Below are 20,531 nucleotides of genomic sequence, written 5' to 3'. Positions count from 1 at the left end.
GGCAACAGGCTGTTGATAGCCTCGACAATACGGTGTTCACAGGCTTTTGTCAATGGGATAAGATCGCTATGAAGTAACCTGATTTTTGGAAAGGGAGCGGGTTGTCGGAAAAGCTCTTGAAAATCAGCGACAAACAGAAGATAATTGCTCGAGGTTTCTCGGGCATTTTTAGGTTCTGGCTAGCATCCTAGTCACAATTATGATACACTAGTTAAGTGACTTTTTGAGAGTTAAGGACAAGTAAGGAGTAATTCGAGTGAAAAAATGGAGCGTTGCTTTAGCCCTTCTCTTGGCAATGTGCTTTTCGCACCAAACGGTTTTAGCAGAAGACATAATGACCATTACCCATCAGGCGGGCTACACAGAAGCACTTGAGATGAATAAGCCCAAAGCTTCGATCGTTATTGATGCTAAAACAGGGAGTATCTTGTGGGGCGAAAATATCGACGAACAAAGGGATCCTGCAAGTATGAGTAAAATGCTGGCGCTTTTCTTGGTTTATGAAGCTATGGAGCAAGGGAAGTTTGGTCTTGATACGGTGGTGACAGCGACTGAGACCGATCAAGCGATGGGAAAACTATGGGAGATTAGCAATAACAACATTGTGGCAGGTGTGGGTTATACAGTTGAAGAGTTGATCATTGCAACCTTGGTGCCCTCTTCAAACGTTGCGACTCTGATGTTGGCCAACTTGGTAGAGCCTGATCCAGATGCCTTTATCGATTTGCAGAATGACAAGGCCAAAGAGCTTGGAATGACCAGCACGACCTTTTACAATGCGACAGGGGCAGTAGCACGCGCTTTTGGTGGTTATTATGCTCCCAAACGGCATGACAACTATACCCCAAATGTGACAACAGCGCGGGATTATGCGACCTTGACCTATCATTTTATCAACCGTTTTCCAGGCATTTTAGATTATACCCATGATTCTAAGGTAACCATCAAGCAGGGAACCCCTTATGAGGAAACCTTTAAGTCCTATAATTACTCCCTACCAGATGGCAAGTACGGTATCGAAGGCGTAACAGGGTTGAAAACAGGTTCTAGTCCTAGTGCTGGGTTTAATATCACGGCAACCGCTAAACGTGGGGAACAAGAGTTGATCGCTGTTCTTATGGGAGTTGGTCACTGGTCTGATCAGAATGGTGAATATTACCGTCATCCCTTTACCAACGCACTCTTAGAGAAGGCTTTCGCAGATTATGATTATCAGTTAGTCGCTAAGGCAGGTAAGCAAACAATTTCGGATCAAAAGGTAACTCTGGAGGAAGACCTATACGCAACCGTCAAGGTAGGTGAGGAGCCCAACTTGGTTTATCACGATGGCCAAGTCTCTGTTGATAATGGCCTAGAGACCATAAGCCCAGCTATTGCTGAGGAGCAAGGCGTCGCTGCTAAGCCAGCTGGTTTCTTCAATCTTGGGGCAAAATCCTCTAACAAGACCCAGTCATCTTCTAAGCCAGCCAAGTCTGTGAATTGGTTGACGCTTGGAGGAGCGGTTGGATTAGCAGTGTTAGGACTAGGAGCTATCCTACTGATACTTGAGAAAAAAGCACGTCAAGATCGCCGTCAAAGCAGACGTCGTCAGTAATGCTTGTCGATATATTTTAAAAGAACGAAAAAATGACTATTCTCTTTTGGATAGTCATTTTTGATAGAGCAAAAAATTCGATTTTGTTCGACAAAGGCAAGTCAAGTCGCTGCTTTCTATGAGAGCGGTAGGCTTTACAGTATCTCAAAGGAACAAGGTTCATCCTAAAGCATCTCTTAGGCTAGATTTGAAAATAGGACTGGTAAGAAAAGCAGAAGTAGTTGTTGATGTAACTCTGTGATGAGTCAGAGTGGCCAGGGAGCGCATGAAGGAGATAATCCCTATCTTATCTCCTTCGAAAGGAAACAATGGCTGTAAATTCCTGAAGACTGCCTGTTCTGACTTGATGGCCTCTCTTTTAGGCTGTTTCCTGCACTTATTCGGCAAACCCAAAGAAAACGTTTACAACATAATAAAAATAGTATATAATGGTATTGTAAGGGATATTATGAAAGAGTGAGTAGCAAGAAATTGTAGATAAAAATCATAGACTAAAGAGGTGAGGCCAATGTACTAAAAATAGTGACGTCATTTACACAAAATATTACCTTTTTGATACTGTTAGTAAAGGAGTTATGCTATGAAAAAATTTTTAAAGCATTACTGGTGATTGTTAGCCTGTTTCTGTCAATAATTTTTGCTAGTAATGTATCAGCAGATACTCACTTTGAGGAAATTTCACTAAACGAAAGGGTTATTGTTCAAAAATATATTCAACGTTCAGATTATGGATTTCTTATTTTAAACATTGATGAAGTAATTATTTCAGGTATTAGTAATGAATTGCTTTACAAAATATCTCCAAATATCAGTGAAATGAACACTATAATTTTAGAGGGTAGAGGTTATATAGGAAGTGACAATGTTTTACGTTATAGAAATCAAGGTGTTAGCTTTAGATCTGCTGGTAGCACAAGGGTAGAGACTTATTGGTGGGGAGAAACTCGAGTTTATATCTCAGCTAATGATGTTAAAAAGTCTTTACCTGGTCTAAAGCAGGGGGGAGTGCGATGCAGGAGATACTGTCATGGACTTCTGTTCCAGGTTATTTGAAAAATACAATAAATCTAGTGATGGCCAATAATATTAGAATTACTGAACAAGCGGCCAATCAAGGTCGGGGCCTTTTGATGATTGTGACAAATGGAGGTGGCGTTTCTTTGATTGTCAATTGAGGATTTTTTGAAATGTGAAAGGAGGGAAGCCAATGCGTCTATTTCAAATTTATAGAATTTTAGAGTTGATGAGATTTAGTCTTTTTCTGCTCGGTAAGCTTGACTTTTTCGAGGTTGACAGTTTTCGGATGTTATTGAATGGTGTTTTAATTCCCTTATCTATCTTTGGTTTTGTGTACTTTCTCCAAAATTATGATAGGTATAGTTGGAAAATTTGGTATTTCTTTATTCCGATTTGGGTTCCTCTAAATCCACGATTAACTGTTGTAGATGCAGAACAATAATTTTTAAACAAAACTCTCCGCTAGATAATCTAACGGAGAGCATTTTTTGTATCCAATAGGTGAAAACAGGCTAGCCTGTCTTTTCTCTTCGATATTGGGCAGGTGTTTTGCCATAGATCTTCTGGAAGAGTTGGTAGAATTGATTTTGATTGGAGAAGCCGACTTCTAAAGAAATATCCCGTATAGCTTGTTTGGTGTGCAAAAGGAGGGGGAGGCTGGCTTCAAGTTTTCGTTTTTGGAGGAGAGATTTAAAGGTCTGACCGGTATAGTCCTTAATCAAGGTGCTAAAATAGCTAACATTGTAGCCGAAGTGCTGGGCAATTTGCTCCAGAGTCAGACTAGCAAAGTGGGTGTCAATATAGGCTAAAATATCTAGGAGAAGTTGCTGTCTGTGGTCATCCTTGCTGGTCCCGTTTGAAGTGGCCTTATAGGAACGGATCAATTCTAAAAAGATGAGTTGGATAAAGTGATTCTTGACATCGGAACTCAGTAATTTTGGGTTGTAAATTTCAGAAAGTAATTGTTGAAAGATCAGGTGAAGGGTTGAATCTTGGCTTTTTTGAAAGAGTAGGTACTGATTATGACTTCGATGATGCGAAATAGCTTGAAGGATAAACTGATTAAGGAGAGAGGGAGTTTGCAGGTGTTTTAAAAAGTGTTCCCTGAAAAACTCCTGCGAAATATTCATACTGATGACAATATCCTGATAATCAGGGCTAGCGACTTCGTGAGAGGTTTGAGAATCGATGATAATGAGATCACCTTGCTGTAAGGTGATCTTTTGATTATTGACATATTGGGTACTCTGGCCACTGTAAATATAATTTAATTCTATGACGTCTGTCTTATGTTTGGGAACAGGCGCAAAACGGCTCTGCTTCCTAATATAGAAGAGGGAATTATCTTGATGGGTAGGAGAGACATTTTTAAACAAAAATTGCAGGGTATCCTGACTATCTTGTGGAAAATGCTCATACTGAAAGAATTGTTGCTTTAGATACCTTTTTTCGCTTTCGGTCAATTCAAAAAGTTGCTGTTCCAATGTTTCAATGTTCATCATGTATACCTAAAAAAGTGATAGTCTTCTTATAATGGAAAGATATTACAATTATAGCATGAAAACGTTATAATACCATAAAAGAAAGATTTTTTAGAAAGGACTCTATGGTTAAGATTGGAAATAACAACAGAATATTTGTTAAAAACGGTCAGCCAGAATTTTATTTGGCTGATACATGTTGGTCAGCCTTTACTAATATTTCTGAAGGTGATTGGGACTATTATCTGGACTTTCGTAAATCTCAGGGATTTAATGTCCTGCAAATCAATATGCTTCAACAGTGGGATGCTAGTCAAACTGATTTGACTATTAAACCGTTTAAGATGACAGAAGATGGTAGTTTTGATTTTTCTTCCTACAATCCTGCCTACTTTGAACGGGCCTATCGCATGATAGAAAAAGCCTACAATAAGGGCTTGACTGTTGCCTTGGTTTTGCTTTGGGCCAACTATGTTCCAGATACCTGGGCAAGCCAATTACCCATCAAGCAGTTGGGAATTTTCCCTGAAAATTTGGTAGTTTCCTATGTGGACGAGATGATGGATCGATATGACCGATTTGATCCCATTTATGTGATCAGCGGTGATACGGACTTTCCGAGTGAGCAGGTGGTCAAGGATTACTACCTTGCAGCTCTTGAAAGGATCAAGGCCAACAATCCCCAAGCCTTAACGACTCTCCATATTCGGGGACGTGAGGCAGATTTGCCTAAAGTATTAAAAGAAAGTCCCTGCCTTGATTTCTATATGTTCCAGTCCGGCCACAATCGGGATTTTCAAGACATGGCCTACCAGCTAGCGGAGCAATTCTATCAGATGACTCCGGAAAAACCTCTGCTAAATGCAGAGCCTTGCTATGAGTTGATGGGCTACAGTCGCAGGGTCTATGGTCGCTTTTCCCGAGAAGATGTCAGGAAGGTAGCCTGGCAGAGTTTCCTATCAGGCGCCAGTGCTGGTATCACCTACGGAGCTCATGGCATTTGGTCATGGCATGACAGTCGTTTAGGCTTTGATTCGACAGTTGGCGAGGCCTTTGAAAGTCCTTATGACTGGCGAGATGCTATTCATTTTAAAGGGGCTTGGGATTATTCTTTTTTGAAAACCTTTGTGGAAAGAAATCAGTTGTTCGATCTAGTCCCTAATCAGGCGGTTTTGGTTGATCATAGTTCAGAAATAAGGGCGTCTGAAAATGATCGCTATCTCTTAGTCTACCTGCCTTCAAACATCCGCCTGAGATTGCTTGGCGATTGGACAGGAGCCCGTAAAATCACTTATGTGGACCTAGAAGACCACAAAGAAGAACGGGTCTCAGCCACCTATTCTGAAAGAAGTAATCAGACGACTATTGACATGCATCGCTTTACCAAGGATGCCCTACTAATCATTGAAAAATAACTTTATAAGGAGAATCATGATGACACATGAACGATTAGCAAAAGACATTCTGACCGCGGTTGGCGGTCCTGAAAATGTCGAACGTGCAACCCACTGTGCAACCCGTTTACGCTTGGTCCTCAAGGATGAAGGTAAGGTTGACAAGGAAGCTGTAGAAGCTCTCGATAAGGTGGCAGGGTCTGTCTTTTCTGGGGGACAATATCAGATTATTATCGGTCTAGGGGTGCCGCAACTCCACAAGGCCTTCTTAGTAGCAATGGGGACACCAGAGACAGATAAAGTCACTGGTGGAGAAAAACAGGAGACCAACCTCTTTAACCAATTTTTTAAGGTCATTGTTTCTATTATGACCCCAACCTTTGGTGTCATGGCAGCAGCAGGTATCTTAAAAGGATTGCTGGCTCTCTTGTTGGCGGGAGGCATCCTAAAGGAGGCAGATGGTGCCTATCAAATCTGGCATGCGATTTCAGAGGCTTTCTTCTATTACTTACCTGTTTGGGTCGGCTTCAATGCCAGTAAGGTTTTTGGGGGCAATCCCTTTGTTGGTGCAGCCCTGGGTGCGGCCCTTGTCTATCCAGATATCTTGAATTTGCAGACTGCTGGTGAAGCATTGACCTTCTTTGGGATTCCGATTGTCCTGGTTAATTATACCCAGTCTCTCTTCCCAGCCATGTTGTCCTCATTTGTTGCTGTGGCGATTGAGAAATTCTTTGCTAAGCGCTTGAATGAGACTATCAGCTGGATGTTCACGCCATTCTTGACATTCTTCATTGCTGCCCCTCTGGCTTTCTTGGTACTAGGACCTGTTATGTCTTGGTTGTCTAATACATTGGCGACAATCGTGATGACCATTTACGGGATAAGTCCGATCCTATTTGGAATTATTGGTGGGGCTTTCTGGCAGTTAGTGGTTATCTTTGGTCTTCACTATGCCTTTGTGCCAATTTTGATTAACAACACCTTCAATCTTGGTCAGGATCCTCTGAATGCGGTCTTTAGTGTTACGGTGACAGCACTTGCAGGTGCGGCCATCGGTTTCGCGTTGAAGTCTAAAAATCCTAAGAATAAGTCACTGGGCTATTCAGTCGGTCTAACAGGCCTCGTCGGGATTACAGAGCCGATCATCTATTCAGTGGCCCTGCCTTATCGGAGACAATTTATCTATGCAATGATCAGCGGAGGAATTGCGGGTGCCATCCAAGGAATCAATCAGGCCGTGGCCTATGCTTTTGGTGGTGGTGGCTTGATGGCCTTCCCACTTTTCATCGCACCTGATGGCAATATGAAGAGTTTCTATTCCTTCCTGCTTGCCTCCATTGTTGCTTTCTTTGGGCCAATTGTGCTAAACGTTATCTTTGGTACAGGGGAAGATAAGCAGTAGTTTTATTTAGAAGTCTTATACTCTCTTAAAATCACAATTATAGCTTGTTCAGTGGCCCTGCCTAGTCTGTTTCTGATTTTCTTAGAGTGTTAATCCTACTTCAGACAATAAATGAGTGGGATTTTAGAATTTGTGAGGTAAAAATGACAGTCGAAAATAAATTATTTCCCTTCTTCTGGCAACATGGGGAAGAAGAAGCGGTTTTAGTAGAATATGTTGAAAAAATTTTTCAGTCAGGGATGCGGGCAGTCTGTGTCGAATCCCGTCCCCATCCTGACTTCGTTGGCGATAAATGGTGGACCGATTTGGGGATTATTCTCCGCGAGTGTCAGAAACGCGATATGAAGGTCTGGGTTCTGGACGACTCCCATTTTCCAACAGGATTTGCTAATGGAAAGGTCAAGGACCATCCTGAATTGCTCAAGCAGTACCTGGCTATGCGTCGGTTTGACGTGGTTGGGCCTATGAAGGGGGCAAGGATAGATGCAGCCCAACTAAGAGGCCGACCGTGGGAGTTTGGTCAAACAGAGATGATTGAAATCGTCGGTGTTTTTATGGCTCAGCGGCATTTTGGGGCCAATCAGTCAGGAGATCCGATTGAAGTGGAGAGTTTGGTGGATATCACGGAATCTTTCAAAGACGATACTATCTACTTAGATCTTCCAGCTGGCCATTGGAGCATTTTTGTCCTATTTTCCACCCATGAAGGGGGAGAAGAAGGGACCAAGGATTACCTCAATCCTTTGATGGCTGAAGCGACGCAAGTACTAGTTGATGAAGTTTATGAGAAGCATTATGCCAAGGTAGGAAAGCATTTTGGTCAGACAATCACTGCCTTTTTCTCGGACGAACCTCGGTTCGGCAATATCAAAGGCACAGAAGCAGCTATCGGCAAAGTCGATATGGTCTTGCCTTGGCGTCCAGGGCTTGAAAGGGATTTGAGTTTTGACAAGTCCCTGCTTCCCCTGCTCTGGGTCAAGGCTGCGGAGGGAGAAGAAAGAGAGGTCCGTTATGCTTACATGGACCTGGTGACCAGGGAATACAATCGGAACTTTGTACAAGTCCTAGCTGACTGGTGCCAGCAGTATGGGGTGGATTATCTGGGGCATAATATCGAGGACAATGGTGCCCATGCGCGTCTGGGTTATGGGGCTGGTCACTTCTTCCGTGGTCAAGAAGCCCAACATTTTTCTGGGATTGATGTGATTGGTGGCCAGGTTGTGCCAGGCATGAATTACCACCATGATTCCTTCCAGACAGGTGGCAGTGATGGTCAGTTTTTCCATTACGCTCTAGCGAAGCTGGGTTCGTCAGCTGCCAACCTTTATCCTCATAAAAAAGGCAGAGCCATGTGTGAGGCTTTCGGCGCCTATGGCTGGAATGAAGGGTTGAAGACCATGAAGTGGATTGCAGACCACTTGATCGTGCGAGGGATCAATTACATCGTCCCTCATGCCTTTAGCCCCAAGGAATATCCAGATTGGGATTGCCCGCCTCACTTCTATGCTCGTGGCAATAACCCACAATTCCGCTACATGTCTAAACTATCCGACTACATGAATCGCCTGATGACGATTTTTAGCGATGGGCAGCCTAAGACCTCAGTCGCCCTCTTTTATCCCGCGGAGTTTGAGTGGGTAGGGGACTATATGCCTCTTGAAGTGCCAGCTCGTGTTTTGACCCAGGCCCAGATCGACTTCTCTATTGTCAGTCACGATTTATTAAAAATAGCAGAGCTCCAAAAGGGGCAATTTACCCTCAACCAACAGACCTTTTCTGTCTTGGTTGTCCCTTATGCTGAATATGTGCCAAAAGATGTGATGGAAAGCCTCAACCACTTGCTGGCATCAGGAGTTTCAGTGGTCTTTCTAGATAAATGGCCGATCAATCAAGCCGACTTCATCCAGCCTCCGACAGTAGTCGCTTTGGAGGAACTCCCAGGAGTCCTATCTCCTATGGCAGAGTTTAAATTAGATAAGCCTTTCCCGGAGTTGGTTTACTACCATTACCAAAAAGAGGACAAGGACTATTGGATGTTCTTCAATGAAAATGTTTCAGAGACACTGGATGTGACGCTTGACTTCAGTCACCAAAAGGGTTCCGCAATCGCTTATGATGCTTATGAGGATCGCTATAGTTCTATCGAGGGGAATCGTTTGGTCTTAGCGCCTTATCAGGCCATCGTCTGGGTATTTGGTAAAGAAGAACAAATAGGCTCTCCTGTTGACAACTGTCATGAGCAAGTCTTGGAGACAACCTGGGAAGTTGGCTTCGCAGACGCCCTTAGCTATCCAAAATTTGAAGCAGTGACAGAGTTAACAACCATCCACCCCCTCAACCAACTAGCCGGTTACGATAGAATAAGTGGGACAGTGGTCTATCAAACCAAACTGAAGTTGGAGGATGTTGAAACCATCATCGGACTTGACTTGGGAATGGCTTATGAGGTAGCTGAGGTCTTTATCAATGGCCAATCAGCAGGTATCAAACTCGCCCCTCCCTACCGTTTTGAGGTTGAAGGCTTGTTCCAAGAAGGCGACAATGACCTGCGAATCGAAGTGACCAATACCCTAGGAACTTGTTTCCGGGGAGGTTTGAACCAGTACCTCCTGATTGAACCTTTTGGTCTGACAGAAGGGGTGAAATTGCTTAAAAAGAGCAAGGAGGTTTAGCAGATGTTAGTAGAAAAATATGGCTTGGATAATAACTGTCCTCAGGTAGACGTTACTGCTTACATTCTAGATGACTCACCTGAGTTGCTCAATGGGAAAAAACGCCCGGCTATTATCATTTGTCCTGGCGGAGCCTACTTGTTTTGCTCGGATCGGGAAGGTGAAGCAGTCGCCCTTCGGTTTGCGGCCATGGGCTACCATGCCTTTGTCCTGCGTTACCATGTTCAGGTAAATGAACGACTAGCTCTGGAAGAGGCTTTTCAAAAGGGAATTGTTCCAAGAGAGGACACGGTGTTTCCAGCTCAGATTCGGGATATTGCAAAGGTTTTTACCCTCCTTCACGACAAGGAGGAAGAGTGGCTGGTGGACACAGATAAGATTGCTCTTTGTGGCTTTTCAGCTGGTGGCAATAACGTGACCAACTATGCCGTTCATTGGAATAAATCAATCCTGACTAATGAGTTTAACAAGGCTAAATTACAACCAGCAGCGGTCATTGCTGGTTACCCAGTCACGGACTACATCAGTCATCAAGAGGCCGTTAGGTCTCAAGACGAGATGAGCCAGGCGCTTTTTAAAACGGCAAACCGAGTCTTTTTCGGAACTTCAGAGCCGACAGCCGATCAACTGTTACAAGCTTCTAGTGCATGTTTGGTTGATGAAGCTACACCACCTATGTTTATTTGGGCTACTGCAGGAGATCGGTTGGTCGGCGTCGATCAATCGACGCGCTTGGCGACCGCTTTGGCTATTCAGAAGATTCCTTTTGAATTGCACATTTTTGAAGAGGGTGAGCATGGCCTAGCACTGGCGACGCAGGCAACGGCTCGAAAGGCCTCTCATATCGATTCAGCAGCCAGACGCTGGATTGATTTGGCAGAGATTTGGCTTGAAAAACGGTTTGCCCTGCCTTTGGAGGATTAGATGATTGCCATAATATCTAACAGTTGTCAGTTTTGGCGATTAACTGTAAGCTAAGTTATAGCAGATAGTTATCTCTGCAACTAGATACTAGTAACTCTCTGACACAAAAGAAAAAGTGAACACCTAGACTTCTATTCAATAGAAAACGATGTGTTCGCTTTTTTATATAGTCACTTTTGTGGGGATCAAGATTGTAGAATCTCTATTTGGTACTTTTTTCAGACTCGTCCTCGCAATTCAGAAGGCTTCACGCCATAAGCTTCTTCAAATTTTTTGTAAAAGAAGGTTCGGTTTGAAAAGCCTGTTTGCTGAGCGATATCGTGGATGGGGAGCTGGGTCGATTCGATAAGGAGTTTGGCGCGTGAGAGGCGTTTCTGGTGGAGGAGCTGGGTAAAGGTCTTGCCACTGCGCTCCTTGATCAGATTACTCAGATAGTTTTTATTAAAGTTCAACTGTTTAGCAGCGGTACTCAGATCCAAATGTTCATAATTCTGGTCAATCATTTCCAGCACCTTGGTGTAGGGATCGCTGGTTTTATTGAGTAAGGTTTCCTGATTGACCTGGGACAAGGTTCTGGCCAAATGATACATCAGGATAGACAAATAGTGGCTGATCATCTTATCCGAAAAATCACCGGGAAAGAAATACTCCTCCAAGAGTTGATCCAGTAGTGGAAGGACGTTTTTGGTCTTGCTTGCTGGGAAAATGGCAAAGTTGCTCTGCCCTTTTTCCGTTAACGTCTCACTGAGCAGAAGCTGGTAAATAAGGCTATTGTGGCTCTGGAGCTGGCTCAGCCATTCCAATGAAATAGCCTTGTCCTGAAAGAGAATATTAAGCAGAATATCTTCTTCACCGAGGGCTTGGATGGAGTGGACACTGTCTGTATCCATGAGAATAATGTCCCCAGCCTGAAAGGTATAGTCTTTACCGTTGATGATCTGTCGGCAGCTGCCATGATAGACATAGTTAATCTCTAAAAACTGGTGAGCGTGGGCAGGATAGTCTGCAAATCGGCTGTGCTTGCTGATGTAGACGTCCTTATTGGCTCCAAAAATCTTCTGGCTGATGACAGGAATGGCCTGCTCACCGACCTGTGTTAATTCTGGAAAATCACTGACAAAATGCTGTTCGTTTAACTGCCGATCTTCGTGCTCTGTGTGTTTAAAAAGCCAATGTTTGAGTGTGTTCATGCGCGTCTTCTAAACCTGTAAATTTGATACAACTTATCTGTTTTAAGGATATTGTAACATAAATAAGCGAAATGGTAAAATGCTAAATGTAAACGATAACAAGAAGAAAGAAGGATGATCGATGACCTATCATGTTGCAGTTGATATCGGAGCATCCAGCGGTCGTGTGATTCTAGCGGATACTAGCCAGGCGCTTGACCTGGTTGAAGTGCATCGCTTTAAAAATGGCTTTAGCAGGCAGGATGGTCATGATCGGTGGCAGTTGACCACACTGATCGAAGAGATTTTGATTGGCTTGGCAAAAGTCAAGGCCAGAGGAATAGAGACTTGCACGGTTGGTATTGATACATGGGCAGTGGATTATGTCCTTCTTGATGAGGAAGGGCAACTCTTGGCAGAACCGATTGCCTACCGGGATAGTAGGACTCAGGGAGTTATGGACCAGGTCTTTGAAAAGATTCCTAAAGCTAAGATTTATGATAAGACGGGCATTCAGTTTTTGAACTTTAACACGCTTTATCAGGTCTATACTGAAGACAATGAATCATTGGGTCAAGCGGATACTTTACTTATGATTCCAGATTATATTGCTTATCACTTGACTGGTCAAAAGACAGGGGAAGTGACCAATGCTTCAACGACCCAATACCTCAATATCCATAGTCGCACTTACGATCAAGACTTGTTGGCTCTTGCAGGGCTTGCCTCGGACAAGCTTCCTGACTTGATCGAAACTGGTCAAATCATTGGCGAGTTGAGACCAGAACTTTATGAAACGTATCATTTGCCACACGCCCAAGTCATTGCGGTGGCGACCCATGACACCGCTTCAGCAGTGGTCGGTGTGCCGGCTATTAGGGACAATTACGCCTATATCTCCAGCGGCACCTGGTCACTCATTGGAGTAGAAACGGATCAGCCAATCGTCACAGAGTCCGCCTTCCAAGCAAACTACACCAATGAATGGGGAGCCTATCAGACCTATCGTTTTCTTAAAAATATTACAGGCATGTGGACGGTGCAAGAAATTGCACGCCAGCTAGATTATCGCTACTCTTTTGCGGAAATGGCAGAGCAGGCCAAGAAGGTCAAACCCTTCTTACAGTATATTAATCTCAACGAAGACCGCTTCACCAATCCAGATAACATGATCGAAGAACTTCAAGCAGCCTGTCGTGAAAGCCATCAGGTGGTTCCAGAAACGGTGGGTGAGCTGGTCATGTGTGTCTATTCTAATTTGGCCTTAGCCTACGCCCACGAGTGGCAGATTTTGCAAGGATTGACCGGCAAATCTTTAGAAGTACTCCACATTGTCGGAGGTGGCAGCAATGTCGCTCTCTTAAATCAATTGACGGCGGATTTGATAGGCAAGCCCGTCATCGCTGGCCCAGCAGAAGCGACAGCTATTGGTAATATCATGGTTCAGATGATTGCATCGGGTGAGTTGAAGGATTTAGCGGAAGCCCGGCAATGGCTTGTAGATCATCAAGAACTGGCCCATTTTGAGCCACAAGTTACCACTGATGAAGATCATTTGAGAAAATACCAGCAAACCGTATTTTAAAACAGAGGATTAGGAAGTTAAAGCTGTTGACCATGTCCATCCAGAAGTTCAGAGCATCCAGACGGTCAAACCAGATTGGTAAGGATTTGAGAACTAGATCGATGACACAGTGAACAGTTAGTAGCAACAATCCCACTGACAACTTCTTAGGCCATACTCACAAATACTAATAAAGGAGAACCTTATGACAACCATTGAACAACGTTACCAAGAGGCTAAAGCTAAATATGCCAGCATCGGTGTGGATACAGATGCTGCTCTGAAAGTCTTGCAGGACATTAAGATTTCCATGCATTGTTGGCAAGGAGATGACGTGAAAGGCTTCCTCAACCCAGACGGTGAAACCACAGGTGGCATCATGTCAACAGGAAATTATCCAGGGGCAGCGCGCACGCCAGACCAGCTTCGCGCAGACTTGGAGAAGGCTTATTCGCTGATTCCAGGCAAGCATAAGCTTAACCTCCATGCGATTTACCTGGATACGGATGAAGCGGTAGACCTTGACCAAATCGAGCCTAAGCACTTTGAAAAATGGGTGGACTGGGCCAAGGCCCAGGGGCTTGGTTTAGACTTTAACCCAACCTTCTTCTCACATCCTATGATGAAAGATGGGCTGACGCTTTCTCATCCGGATAAGGAGGTGCGCGATTATTGGATTGAGCACGGCAAGCGCAGTCGCCGAGTGGCTGAGTATTTCGGCAAAGAATTAGGCCAAACCTGCTACACCAATTTCTGGGTGCCAGATGGTTTCAAGGATAATCCGATCGATCGCCTGTCACCTCGCAAGCGCCTCATGGAGTCCTTGGACGAGATTTTCTCCGTTGAGATCGACGAGAAATACAATGTGGATACTGTCGAAAGCAAGCTCTTTGGTCTGGGAGCAGAAGCCTACACCGTAGGCTCTCACGAGTTTTACATGGGCTATGGTTTGACGCGCAACAAGGCGATCCTGTTGGACGCTGGCCATTTCCATCCGACAGAGGTGATTTCCAATAAACTATCCTCCCTTTCCCTGTTTAGCGAAAAAGCCCTCATGCTCCATGTTTCTCGTCCTGTCCGTTGGGATTCTGATCACGTGGTGATTATGGATGACGAGTTGCAGGATATTGCCAAGGAGATTATCCGAAACGGCTTGCTGGACAAGACGGTGATCGGGCTGGATTTCTTTGATGCGACCATCAACCGTATCGCTGCTTGGGTGATCGGGACCCGCAATACCCAAAAAGCCCTGCTTAAGGCGCTTCTTGAACCGACGGAGCAGCTCAAAGACCTGGAAAACCAGTTTGACTTGACCTCTCGCTTGGCTTACACAGAAGAGTTGAAGGACTTCCCTTATGCCGATGTTTGGAATTATTTCTGTGAGCAAAATGGTGTGCCAGTGGGCTTGGATTGGCTAAAAGACGTTCAGGACTATGAAAAAACCGTTTTAGCAGAACGCAGATAACCGTATCCCTTGCCTAAAAATAAATAATTGACCAAAAGAAAGGAAGGAGGGGGCTCTGAGCCAGCGCGTTCGGATGAAAAGCGTCAGAAAATGAGACTGTCCTTGGGACAAGTGCTCTGTGTAAAACGCCTAATTGTGCTGGCTTTTTACCCCCCATCATTAAGACTATGACAAAATTTATTGATTCCCCTTATGTGTTGAACATGCGTGAAGTGACGCGTGAGTCTTACCTGCGCTACTGGGACGAGCGTAACGGTGGCAATGTCTCCTACCGTCTCCTGCCAGAAGAAGTAGAGGCTTACGAAGACGTTCAAGAAGTCAAAGCGACCTATGAACTGGGTTTCGATGCCTCAGCTCTTGCAGGTTACTATTACTTGGTGACTGGGACTGGCCGGTATTTCCGCAATGTCTATAGCCGTCCAAACTTGGACCTAGGTCTAGTGAAAATCTCTGCGGATGGCCAACGTTATGATATTGTTTGGGGTTTTGAAGATGGTGGCAAACCTACTTCGGAGTTTCCGAGTCACCTTATGAGCCATATTGAACGGCTCAAGGTTAATCCTAACCAGCGTGTGATTTTCCATTGCCATCCGACCAATTTGATTGCCATGAGCTTCACCCAGCCGCTGGATGAGCGTCATTTGTCACGGATCCTTTGGAAAATGCAGGCTGAGTCTATCGTAGTCTTCCCAGAAGGTATCGGAATTATTCCTTATATGACCCCAGGGACCAATGCCATCGGAATTAAGACATCTGAAAAAATGGCTGAATTTCAGGCAGTCCTTTGGCCACATCATGGCCTCTTCGCTTCGGGGGTGAGCCTTGATGAGACCTATGGCTTGGTCGAAGTCATCGAAAAAGCTGCCATGATTTTCTCGCAAGTAGGGGCTCAGGGCGGAAAAATTCTGCAAGAAATTACAGACCAAGAGTTGCAAGAGATTGCGGATTATTTTGGCCAACAGCCACACGATGGGTTTTTAGACCTATAAATTGACAAGGCTACTATAAAGGGTTGAGAGCGTCTGTCGCTCTTGACTTTTAGGTAAATAAGTGAAAAAAATCACTTTGTTCTTGAAGGAACCTCTTCAAAAAGGTATAATGTAAACGTAACCAAAAAATAATATATTAAGGAGAATTACCCATGTCAACTTTTTATGTTCCTGCAGTCAACCTCATCGGCCGTGGAGTCATTAATGAATTTGGTGACTATGTCAAGGATTTGGGCTTTAAAAAAGCCTTGGTGGTGACGGATCACTTCATCGCTTCTAGTGACATTTTGCCAAAGGTCACAGCTCCCCTAACAGCAGCGGGTATTGACTACATTGTCTTTGAGGATGTGGCTCCAAACCCATCTTGTAAAAATGTCTATGATGGTTTAGCTGTTTTGAAAGAAAATGACTGTGATTTCATCGTCTCTGTCGGTGGTGGTTCTCCTCAGGATGCTGCCAGCTGTATCTCTGTCATGGCCACCAATGACGTCACACCGCAAGAATTAGAAGGCCTGCACAAGTCTGCCAATAAGGGCTTACCAGTCGTAGCCATCAACACCACTGCAGGCACATCTGCTGAAATCACGATTAACTACGTGATTACGGACGAAGACCGCAAGGTCAAGATGGTTATGGTCGACAAAAACAGCCTGGCCATCATGTCGGTCAACGACCCTGAGCTCATGCTGTCCAAGCCAGCAGACTTAACAGCGGCGACTGGTATGGATGCCCTGACCCATGCCATCGAAGCTCTAGTGACACCAGGTGCCTATGACGTGACTAAGAAACTCTCTATCGGAGCCATCGAGCTCATCAAAGAGTACCTCCCTCGTGCGGTGGAAAATGGCCAGGATATCGAAGCCCGTGAAGCTATGGTCAATGCCATCTTCCTAGGCGGTATGGCCTTTAATAATGCAGGCCTAGGCTATGTCCACTCTATGGCCCATCAGTTGGGCGCTGTTTACCACCTGCCCCACGGTGTTTGCTGTGCCATGCTTTTGCCGATTATTGAGCGAGAAAACGCCAAACGGGTTCCAGCAGCCTTCCGCAATGTGGCCAAAGCATTCGGCTTTGCTATTGACGGTAAGACAGATGAAGAATGTGCCAGCTATGCCATCGCTGAAATTGAAAACCTCTCTGCGACAGTGGGCATTCCGAAAAAGCTGACTGAACTCGGTATCAAAGAAGAAGACTTCGACTTTGAATACCTGTCTAAGAACGCTTTGATCGACGCCTGTGCTCCAGGCAATCCATTTACTCCAACCTTGGAAGAAACCATCTCCTACTACAAAGAGCTCTTCTAAGTCCCTTGTTTCAAGCATTTTTAACTGGAGATAGGCAAGACCCAGCCAGTCATTGAAGAGACTTTATCTCTTAAAAGCTAAATACCAAAAACAGACAAGGAATGCTTGCCAGATGCTTCCTTGTCTTGTTTATTTCCAGTCATTGTTTTAGGAAGATGGAGAAGGGGGTAAAGAAGCCTTAAGCCATCTACTAGGCTCTAACTTTTCACCGTGTCTACAGGAATTTCTCTAAGGAGCCGTCTCATACGTTTTGAAATACAAAAGAGAAGGCGTTAAGTTTTCTAGAAAGATTTGAAGCGAAAATCGACACCCTTTTCTCCCTAAACTAGTGCAGATGTTAGCCAGACTCCTATTGAGTTTGGGGTTAAACACCTGTGCTAGTCTAGATTGATTTTCTTTGAGCCTCGTTGATCTAGTAAGGAAATATCGATTTCTCCAGCATTTTTACATTTCTTGAGGCTGGGCAAAAAGTCAGCCCTATTGAAACTATGCTAGAAAAAACAGCTTGACGCAGTGGTTGGGAGCTTGGATAGCCTGGGGTTAGGCTGTCCAAGGTTGTCTCCTAGAAATTGGAGAGAGACAATACTAGCTTTGCCAGTTTTAGTCTTGCTCCTGCATAGTTCCAAAGGTCCGGGGGACCTTTGGAAGTTGGAAATGAAGCCGACGCCGTCAGCGTCAAAAGGAACTTTAGAACCTGTATTCACAACAGAAACACTACTAGAATGGGCTAATTTTAGCTTACTCACTATCAGATGTCCTGGAAATACAGGCATTATCCCTGCAAAAAATTGTTCTCATTTGGACAAAAACTAGCCTAATTAGTTTAGCATCCCTATTGTGAATACAGGTTCTTAGTTCCAAGCAACCACTGCTGATTGGCAGTTTTGTTCGCTTTATGGGCTCCAAAACTGACCTAATCAACTGTGAGGGGGTGGGAGTGAAACTGTCCAGTGGATAGTTTCAGGTCTGGGACTTGAAATAAGATAGCGAAGACGAGCGCTTTTTCGTTTGTTGGCATTCTTTCCCACTTCCCTTCTAAAGCATAAAAATAGAATCCTAAAGTCCCCCTTCCTGTTGAGAATATGATATAATAGGCGAGCAGGCTCAGTACCTAATACTATTTTTGATTGGAGATGAAACAGTGACATCCAAGGAATTAAAACAAATTGGCCTATTTGGGGTTCTTTATTTTTTATGTGTAGGCGTAGGGACAGCAGTGGAGTTAATTGCTGTTCGCAGTGGGAATATGATTTTAGCCCCTGCCTTTTCGGGAGTGACGGCTGGTGTTACTTACATGACCTTGTTGCATAAGGTCCCTAAGTGGGGAGGCATTACCTTTTTGGGCCTTGTTATGGCTTCCTTTTTCTTCCTGTCAGGCCATTATCTCTTTTCATTCTTGCCTAACCTTATCTGTGGCCTTCTAGCAGATGGTGTGGCTAAGATGGGGCATTATCGATCTAAATGGCACAATCTTGTCTCCTATATTCTTTTCTCCCTAGGGAATTTAGGACCCATTTTGCTCATGTGGTTTGCCCGTGACGCCTATATTCAACAGTTATTGAAAAGGGGAAAGGACATGGCTTATGTCAATAGGGTCATGCTTGATTTTTCGGTTGAGACTCTGCTTTTCTTGATCGGAACAGTAACCGTTGGAGCCCTTATCGGAGGCCTTCTAGGTCAGTATTTCGTCAGAAAACGAGTTGCCAAAGTCGCATAATGGGACTAATCTTAGTTTGCGATATCACAAAAAGCTAGTCTGGAATGACTAGCTTTTTGGTTACTGTTAGACTTTACCCGGTAATCAGCCCTCATCGCATGGGGAAATCTCAGCATTACTGTTTTGAGTGCTTAATTGCCATAAAAGAGGCTTTCTGTCGCAAATTTAGGTTCACTGGTTACCATGATAGCTAGGTCCCTGAACACCGCTTCATCAGCCGAAGGCAGGATAGCGCTGCTATGGGCTTGGAGATGACGAAGGTGTTCTAATTGTTGGAGCGCTGCCTCAGCAGAAGGATTGGTGACTGCTGACATGCTAAGGGCAATCAAAGCTTCCTTACTGTCAATAATCTTATCTTCGTGTTTGAATTGGTTATGATTGAGCTTGTTGATGGCATCCAAGATGACCGGAGGCATGAGATGGAGATCTTCGCTGATGTTCGCTAAGGCCTTGAGGCAGTTGAGCAGGCAGGCAGCAGCAGAGGTCATGCTCTGGCTTCGCTTTCCTGTAATGATGCGACCGTCCGCCAACTGAATGGCGACGACAGGTTCCTTAATCGCCTGGCTCCGTTGATTGGCAGCAGCTACTACTGGACGATCCTCAGGGCTCAGTCCCATCTCATCCATGATCAGTTTGCCCCGCTGGGCGGCCTCGAGACTGACTGTCCCCTTTTTGTAATCAACTTGCAGAGTATAGTAGCGGCGGATGATTTCTTGCTTAGCGGCTTCTTGGACGACTTCATCGTCAAAAATAGCAGAGCCGACACGGTTGACCCCCATGTCAGTCGGTGAATAGTAAGGGATATCAGAGCCGTTAATCTTAGTTAGAATCCGTCTTAATAATGGGAAGGCTTCGATGTCTCGATTGTAGTTAATCGTTGTGACACCATACTTTTCCAGGTGATAAGGGTCGATCAAGTTGACATCTTCTAAGTCAGCTGTTGCAGACTCGTAGGCCACATTGACAGGATGTTTGAGAGGCAGATTCCAGACAGGGAAGGTTTCAAATTTGGCGTAACCTGCTTTTCTGCCACGCTTGGTTTCATGGTAAAGCTGACTAAGACAGGTCGCCAACTTACCACTGTTGGCACCAGGAGCTGTCACAATGACTAAGGGTTTGCTGGTTTCGATAAAGGCATTTTGCCCATAGCCAGCATCGCTGACAATGGTATCCACATCGAACGGATAGCCCTCAGTGTAGCCATGGGTGTAGACCTTGAGACCGTGGCGCTCTAATTTTGCCTTGAATTGAGTAGCAGCAGGTTGACCAGTATAGCGTGTGATGAGGACGCTATTGATGCTCAAATCCCAATAACGTAGATCATCAATCATCCGTAGAAGATCGCGATCATAAGTAATGCCAAGGTCACCGCGCACCTTGTTGCTTTCAAGATCACCAGCGTAGATACAGATGATAATTTCAGCTTGTTCCCGCAAACGATGGAGCAATTTGACCTTGCCGTCTGGATCGAAACCAGGCAGTACCCGCATGGCGTGAAAATCCCCGATCAATTTTCCGCCAAATTCCAGATAGAGCTTATCATGTGCATTGACACGCTCCATGATAAATCGGCTCTGTTCCTCCAGATAGGTCTCGCTATCAAATCCTTTTTTCATTTGAACCTTCCTTTCTTCTTTAAAGAAAATATTCTACTCCTTTTTGCTCTTCTTTTCAACTAAAAAACGAATAAACTGAAATTTTTTTGAAATCTAAACGAGACAGAGATTTTGTCCACTAGAAAATAAAAGCAAAATCGCTTGATGGTGGCTGCTTCCAATAGATTTCAATTAGCTATTATCATCCAAATTTGAACCAGTTTAAAGCGGACCCTTTAAAGTC

At 44.5% G+C, this 20,531-nt stretch carries 14 protein-coding genes; 11 read left to right on the top strand and 3 right to left on the bottom strand.

Translation table 11 applies throughout. The annotated features are described in order from the left end of the window. Nucleotides 1–256: 256 nt before the first annotated feature. Both ABID29_RS06535 and ABID29_RS06530 read left to right on the top strand, forming a co-directional pair. A complete protein-coding gene (locus ABID29_RS06535) occupies nucleotides 257–1,594 on the top strand; it encodes a D-alanyl-D-alanine carboxypeptidase family protein (protein WP_354365253.1) in 1,338 nt (445 codons plus the stop codon). A 522-nt stretch (nucleotides 1,595–2,116) separates the two neighbouring features. Beyond that, the gene (locus ABID29_RS06530) at nucleotides 2,117–2,647 is read left to right on the top strand and encodes a hypothetical protein (RefSeq protein ID WP_354365252.1); all 531 of its coding nucleotides are present in this window, start codon (nucleotides 2,117–2,119) and stop codon (nucleotides 2,645–2,647) included. A gap of 476 nt (nucleotides 2,648–3,123) precedes the next feature. Here ABID29_RS06530 and ABID29_RS06525 read toward each other — a convergent pair whose 3' ends face one another. Then, on the bottom strand, nucleotides 3,124–4,110 hold the full coding sequence (locus ABID29_RS06525) for an AraC family transcriptional regulator (RefSeq protein ID WP_354365251.1): 987 nt from the start codon (nucleotides 4,108–4,110) through the stop codon (nucleotides 3,124–3,126). 107 nt (nucleotides 4,111–4,217) lie between these two features. On the opposite strand from ABID29_RS06525, the gene ABID29_RS06520 reads away from it, so the two are divergent. The 4 genes from ABID29_RS06520 (at nucleotide 4,218) to ABID29_RS06505 (ending at nucleotide 10,484) form a co-directional block, all read left to right on the top strand. Continuing rightward, nucleotides 4,218–5,507, top strand: a complete 1,290-nt coding sequence (locus ABID29_RS06520; RefSeq protein ID WP_354365250.1) for an apiosidase-like domain-containing protein — start codon at nucleotides 4,218–4,220, stop codon at nucleotides 5,505–5,507. 16 nt (nucleotides 5,508–5,523) lie between these two features. Further along, nucleotides 5,524–6,888, top strand: coding sequence for a PTS transporter subunit EIIC (locus ABID29_RS06515; RefSeq protein WP_354365249.1), 1,365 nt, complete (start codon nucleotides 5,524–5,526; stop codon nucleotides 6,886–6,888). A 143-nt stretch (nucleotides 6,889–7,031) separates the two neighbouring features. Further along, entirely contained in the window at nucleotides 7,032–9,560 is a 2,529-nt protein-coding gene (locus ABID29_RS06510; protein ID WP_354365248.1) for a glycosylhydrolase-like jelly roll fold domain-containing protein, read from the top strand. Nucleotides 9,561–9,563: 3 nt separating this feature from the next. Then, on the top strand, nucleotides 9,564–10,484 hold the full coding sequence (locus ABID29_RS06505) for an alpha/beta hydrolase (protein ID WP_354365247.1): 921 nt from the start codon (nucleotides 9,564–9,566) through the stop codon (nucleotides 10,482–10,484). Between the two features lie 218 nt (nucleotides 10,485–10,702). On the opposite strand, the gene ABID29_RS06500 is transcribed toward ABID29_RS06505, so the two are convergent. Continuing rightward, entirely contained in the window at nucleotides 10,703–11,674 is a 972-nt protein-coding gene (locus tag ABID29_RS06500; protein ID WP_354365246.1) for a helix-turn-helix domain-containing protein, read from the bottom strand. Between the two features lie 121 nt (nucleotides 11,675–11,795). Between ABID29_RS06500 and rhaB the strand changes: the two genes are divergently transcribed. From rhaB to ABID29_RS06475, 5 genes are all read left to right on the top strand, one after another. Next, nucleotides 11,796–13,238 carry a rhamnulokinase gene (gene rhaB / locus ABID29_RS06495; protein WP_354365245.1) on the top strand — a complete coding sequence of 481 codons (1,443 nt, stop codon included), beginning with the start codon at nucleotides 11,796–11,798 and terminating at the stop codon, nucleotides 13,236–13,238. Between the two features lie 184 nt (nucleotides 13,239–13,422). Further along, on the top strand, nucleotides 13,423–14,682 hold the full coding sequence (gene rhaA / locus ABID29_RS06490) for an L-rhamnose isomerase (RefSeq protein ID WP_354365244.1): 1,260 nt from the start codon (nucleotides 13,423–13,425) through the stop codon (nucleotides 14,680–14,682). Between the two features lie 167 nt (nucleotides 14,683–14,849). Then, nucleotides 14,850–15,671, top strand: a complete 822-nt coding sequence (gene rhaD, locus ABID29_RS06485) for a rhamnulose-1-phosphate aldolase (RefSeq protein WP_354365243.1) — start codon at nucleotides 14,850–14,852, stop codon at nucleotides 15,669–15,671. A 152-nt stretch (nucleotides 15,672–15,823) separates the two neighbouring features. Further along, nucleotides 15,824–16,975, top strand: a complete 1,152-nt coding sequence (locus ABID29_RS06480) for an iron-containing alcohol dehydrogenase (RefSeq protein WP_354365242.1) — start codon at nucleotides 15,824–15,826, stop codon at nucleotides 16,973–16,975. A gap of 1,141 nt (nucleotides 16,976–18,116) precedes the next feature. Further along, the gene (locus tag ABID29_RS06475) at nucleotides 18,117–18,692 is read left to right on the top strand and encodes an MptD family putative ECF transporter S component (RefSeq protein WP_354365240.1); all 576 of its coding nucleotides are present in this window, start codon (nucleotides 18,117–18,119) and stop codon (nucleotides 18,690–18,692) included. Nucleotides 18,693–18,823: 131 nt separating this feature from the next. Here ABID29_RS06475 and ABID29_RS06470 read toward each other — a convergent pair whose 3' ends face one another. Beyond that, nucleotides 18,824–20,308 carry a DUF1846 domain-containing protein gene (locus ABID29_RS06470; protein ID WP_354365239.1) on the bottom strand — a complete coding sequence of 495 codons (1,485 nt, stop codon included), beginning with the start codon at nucleotides 20,306–20,308 and terminating at the stop codon, nucleotides 18,824–18,826. Nucleotides 20,309–20,531: the final 223 nt, after the last annotated feature.

Origin of the sequence: Streptococcus rupicaprae, assembly GCF_040545225.1 — a bacterium.
GTDB lineage: Bacteria > Bacillota > Bacilli > Lactobacillales > Streptococcaceae > Streptococcus > Streptococcus rupicaprae.
Note: the sequence above shows the minus strand (reverse complement) of the source record. Positions and strands in the feature narration are given on the sequence as shown.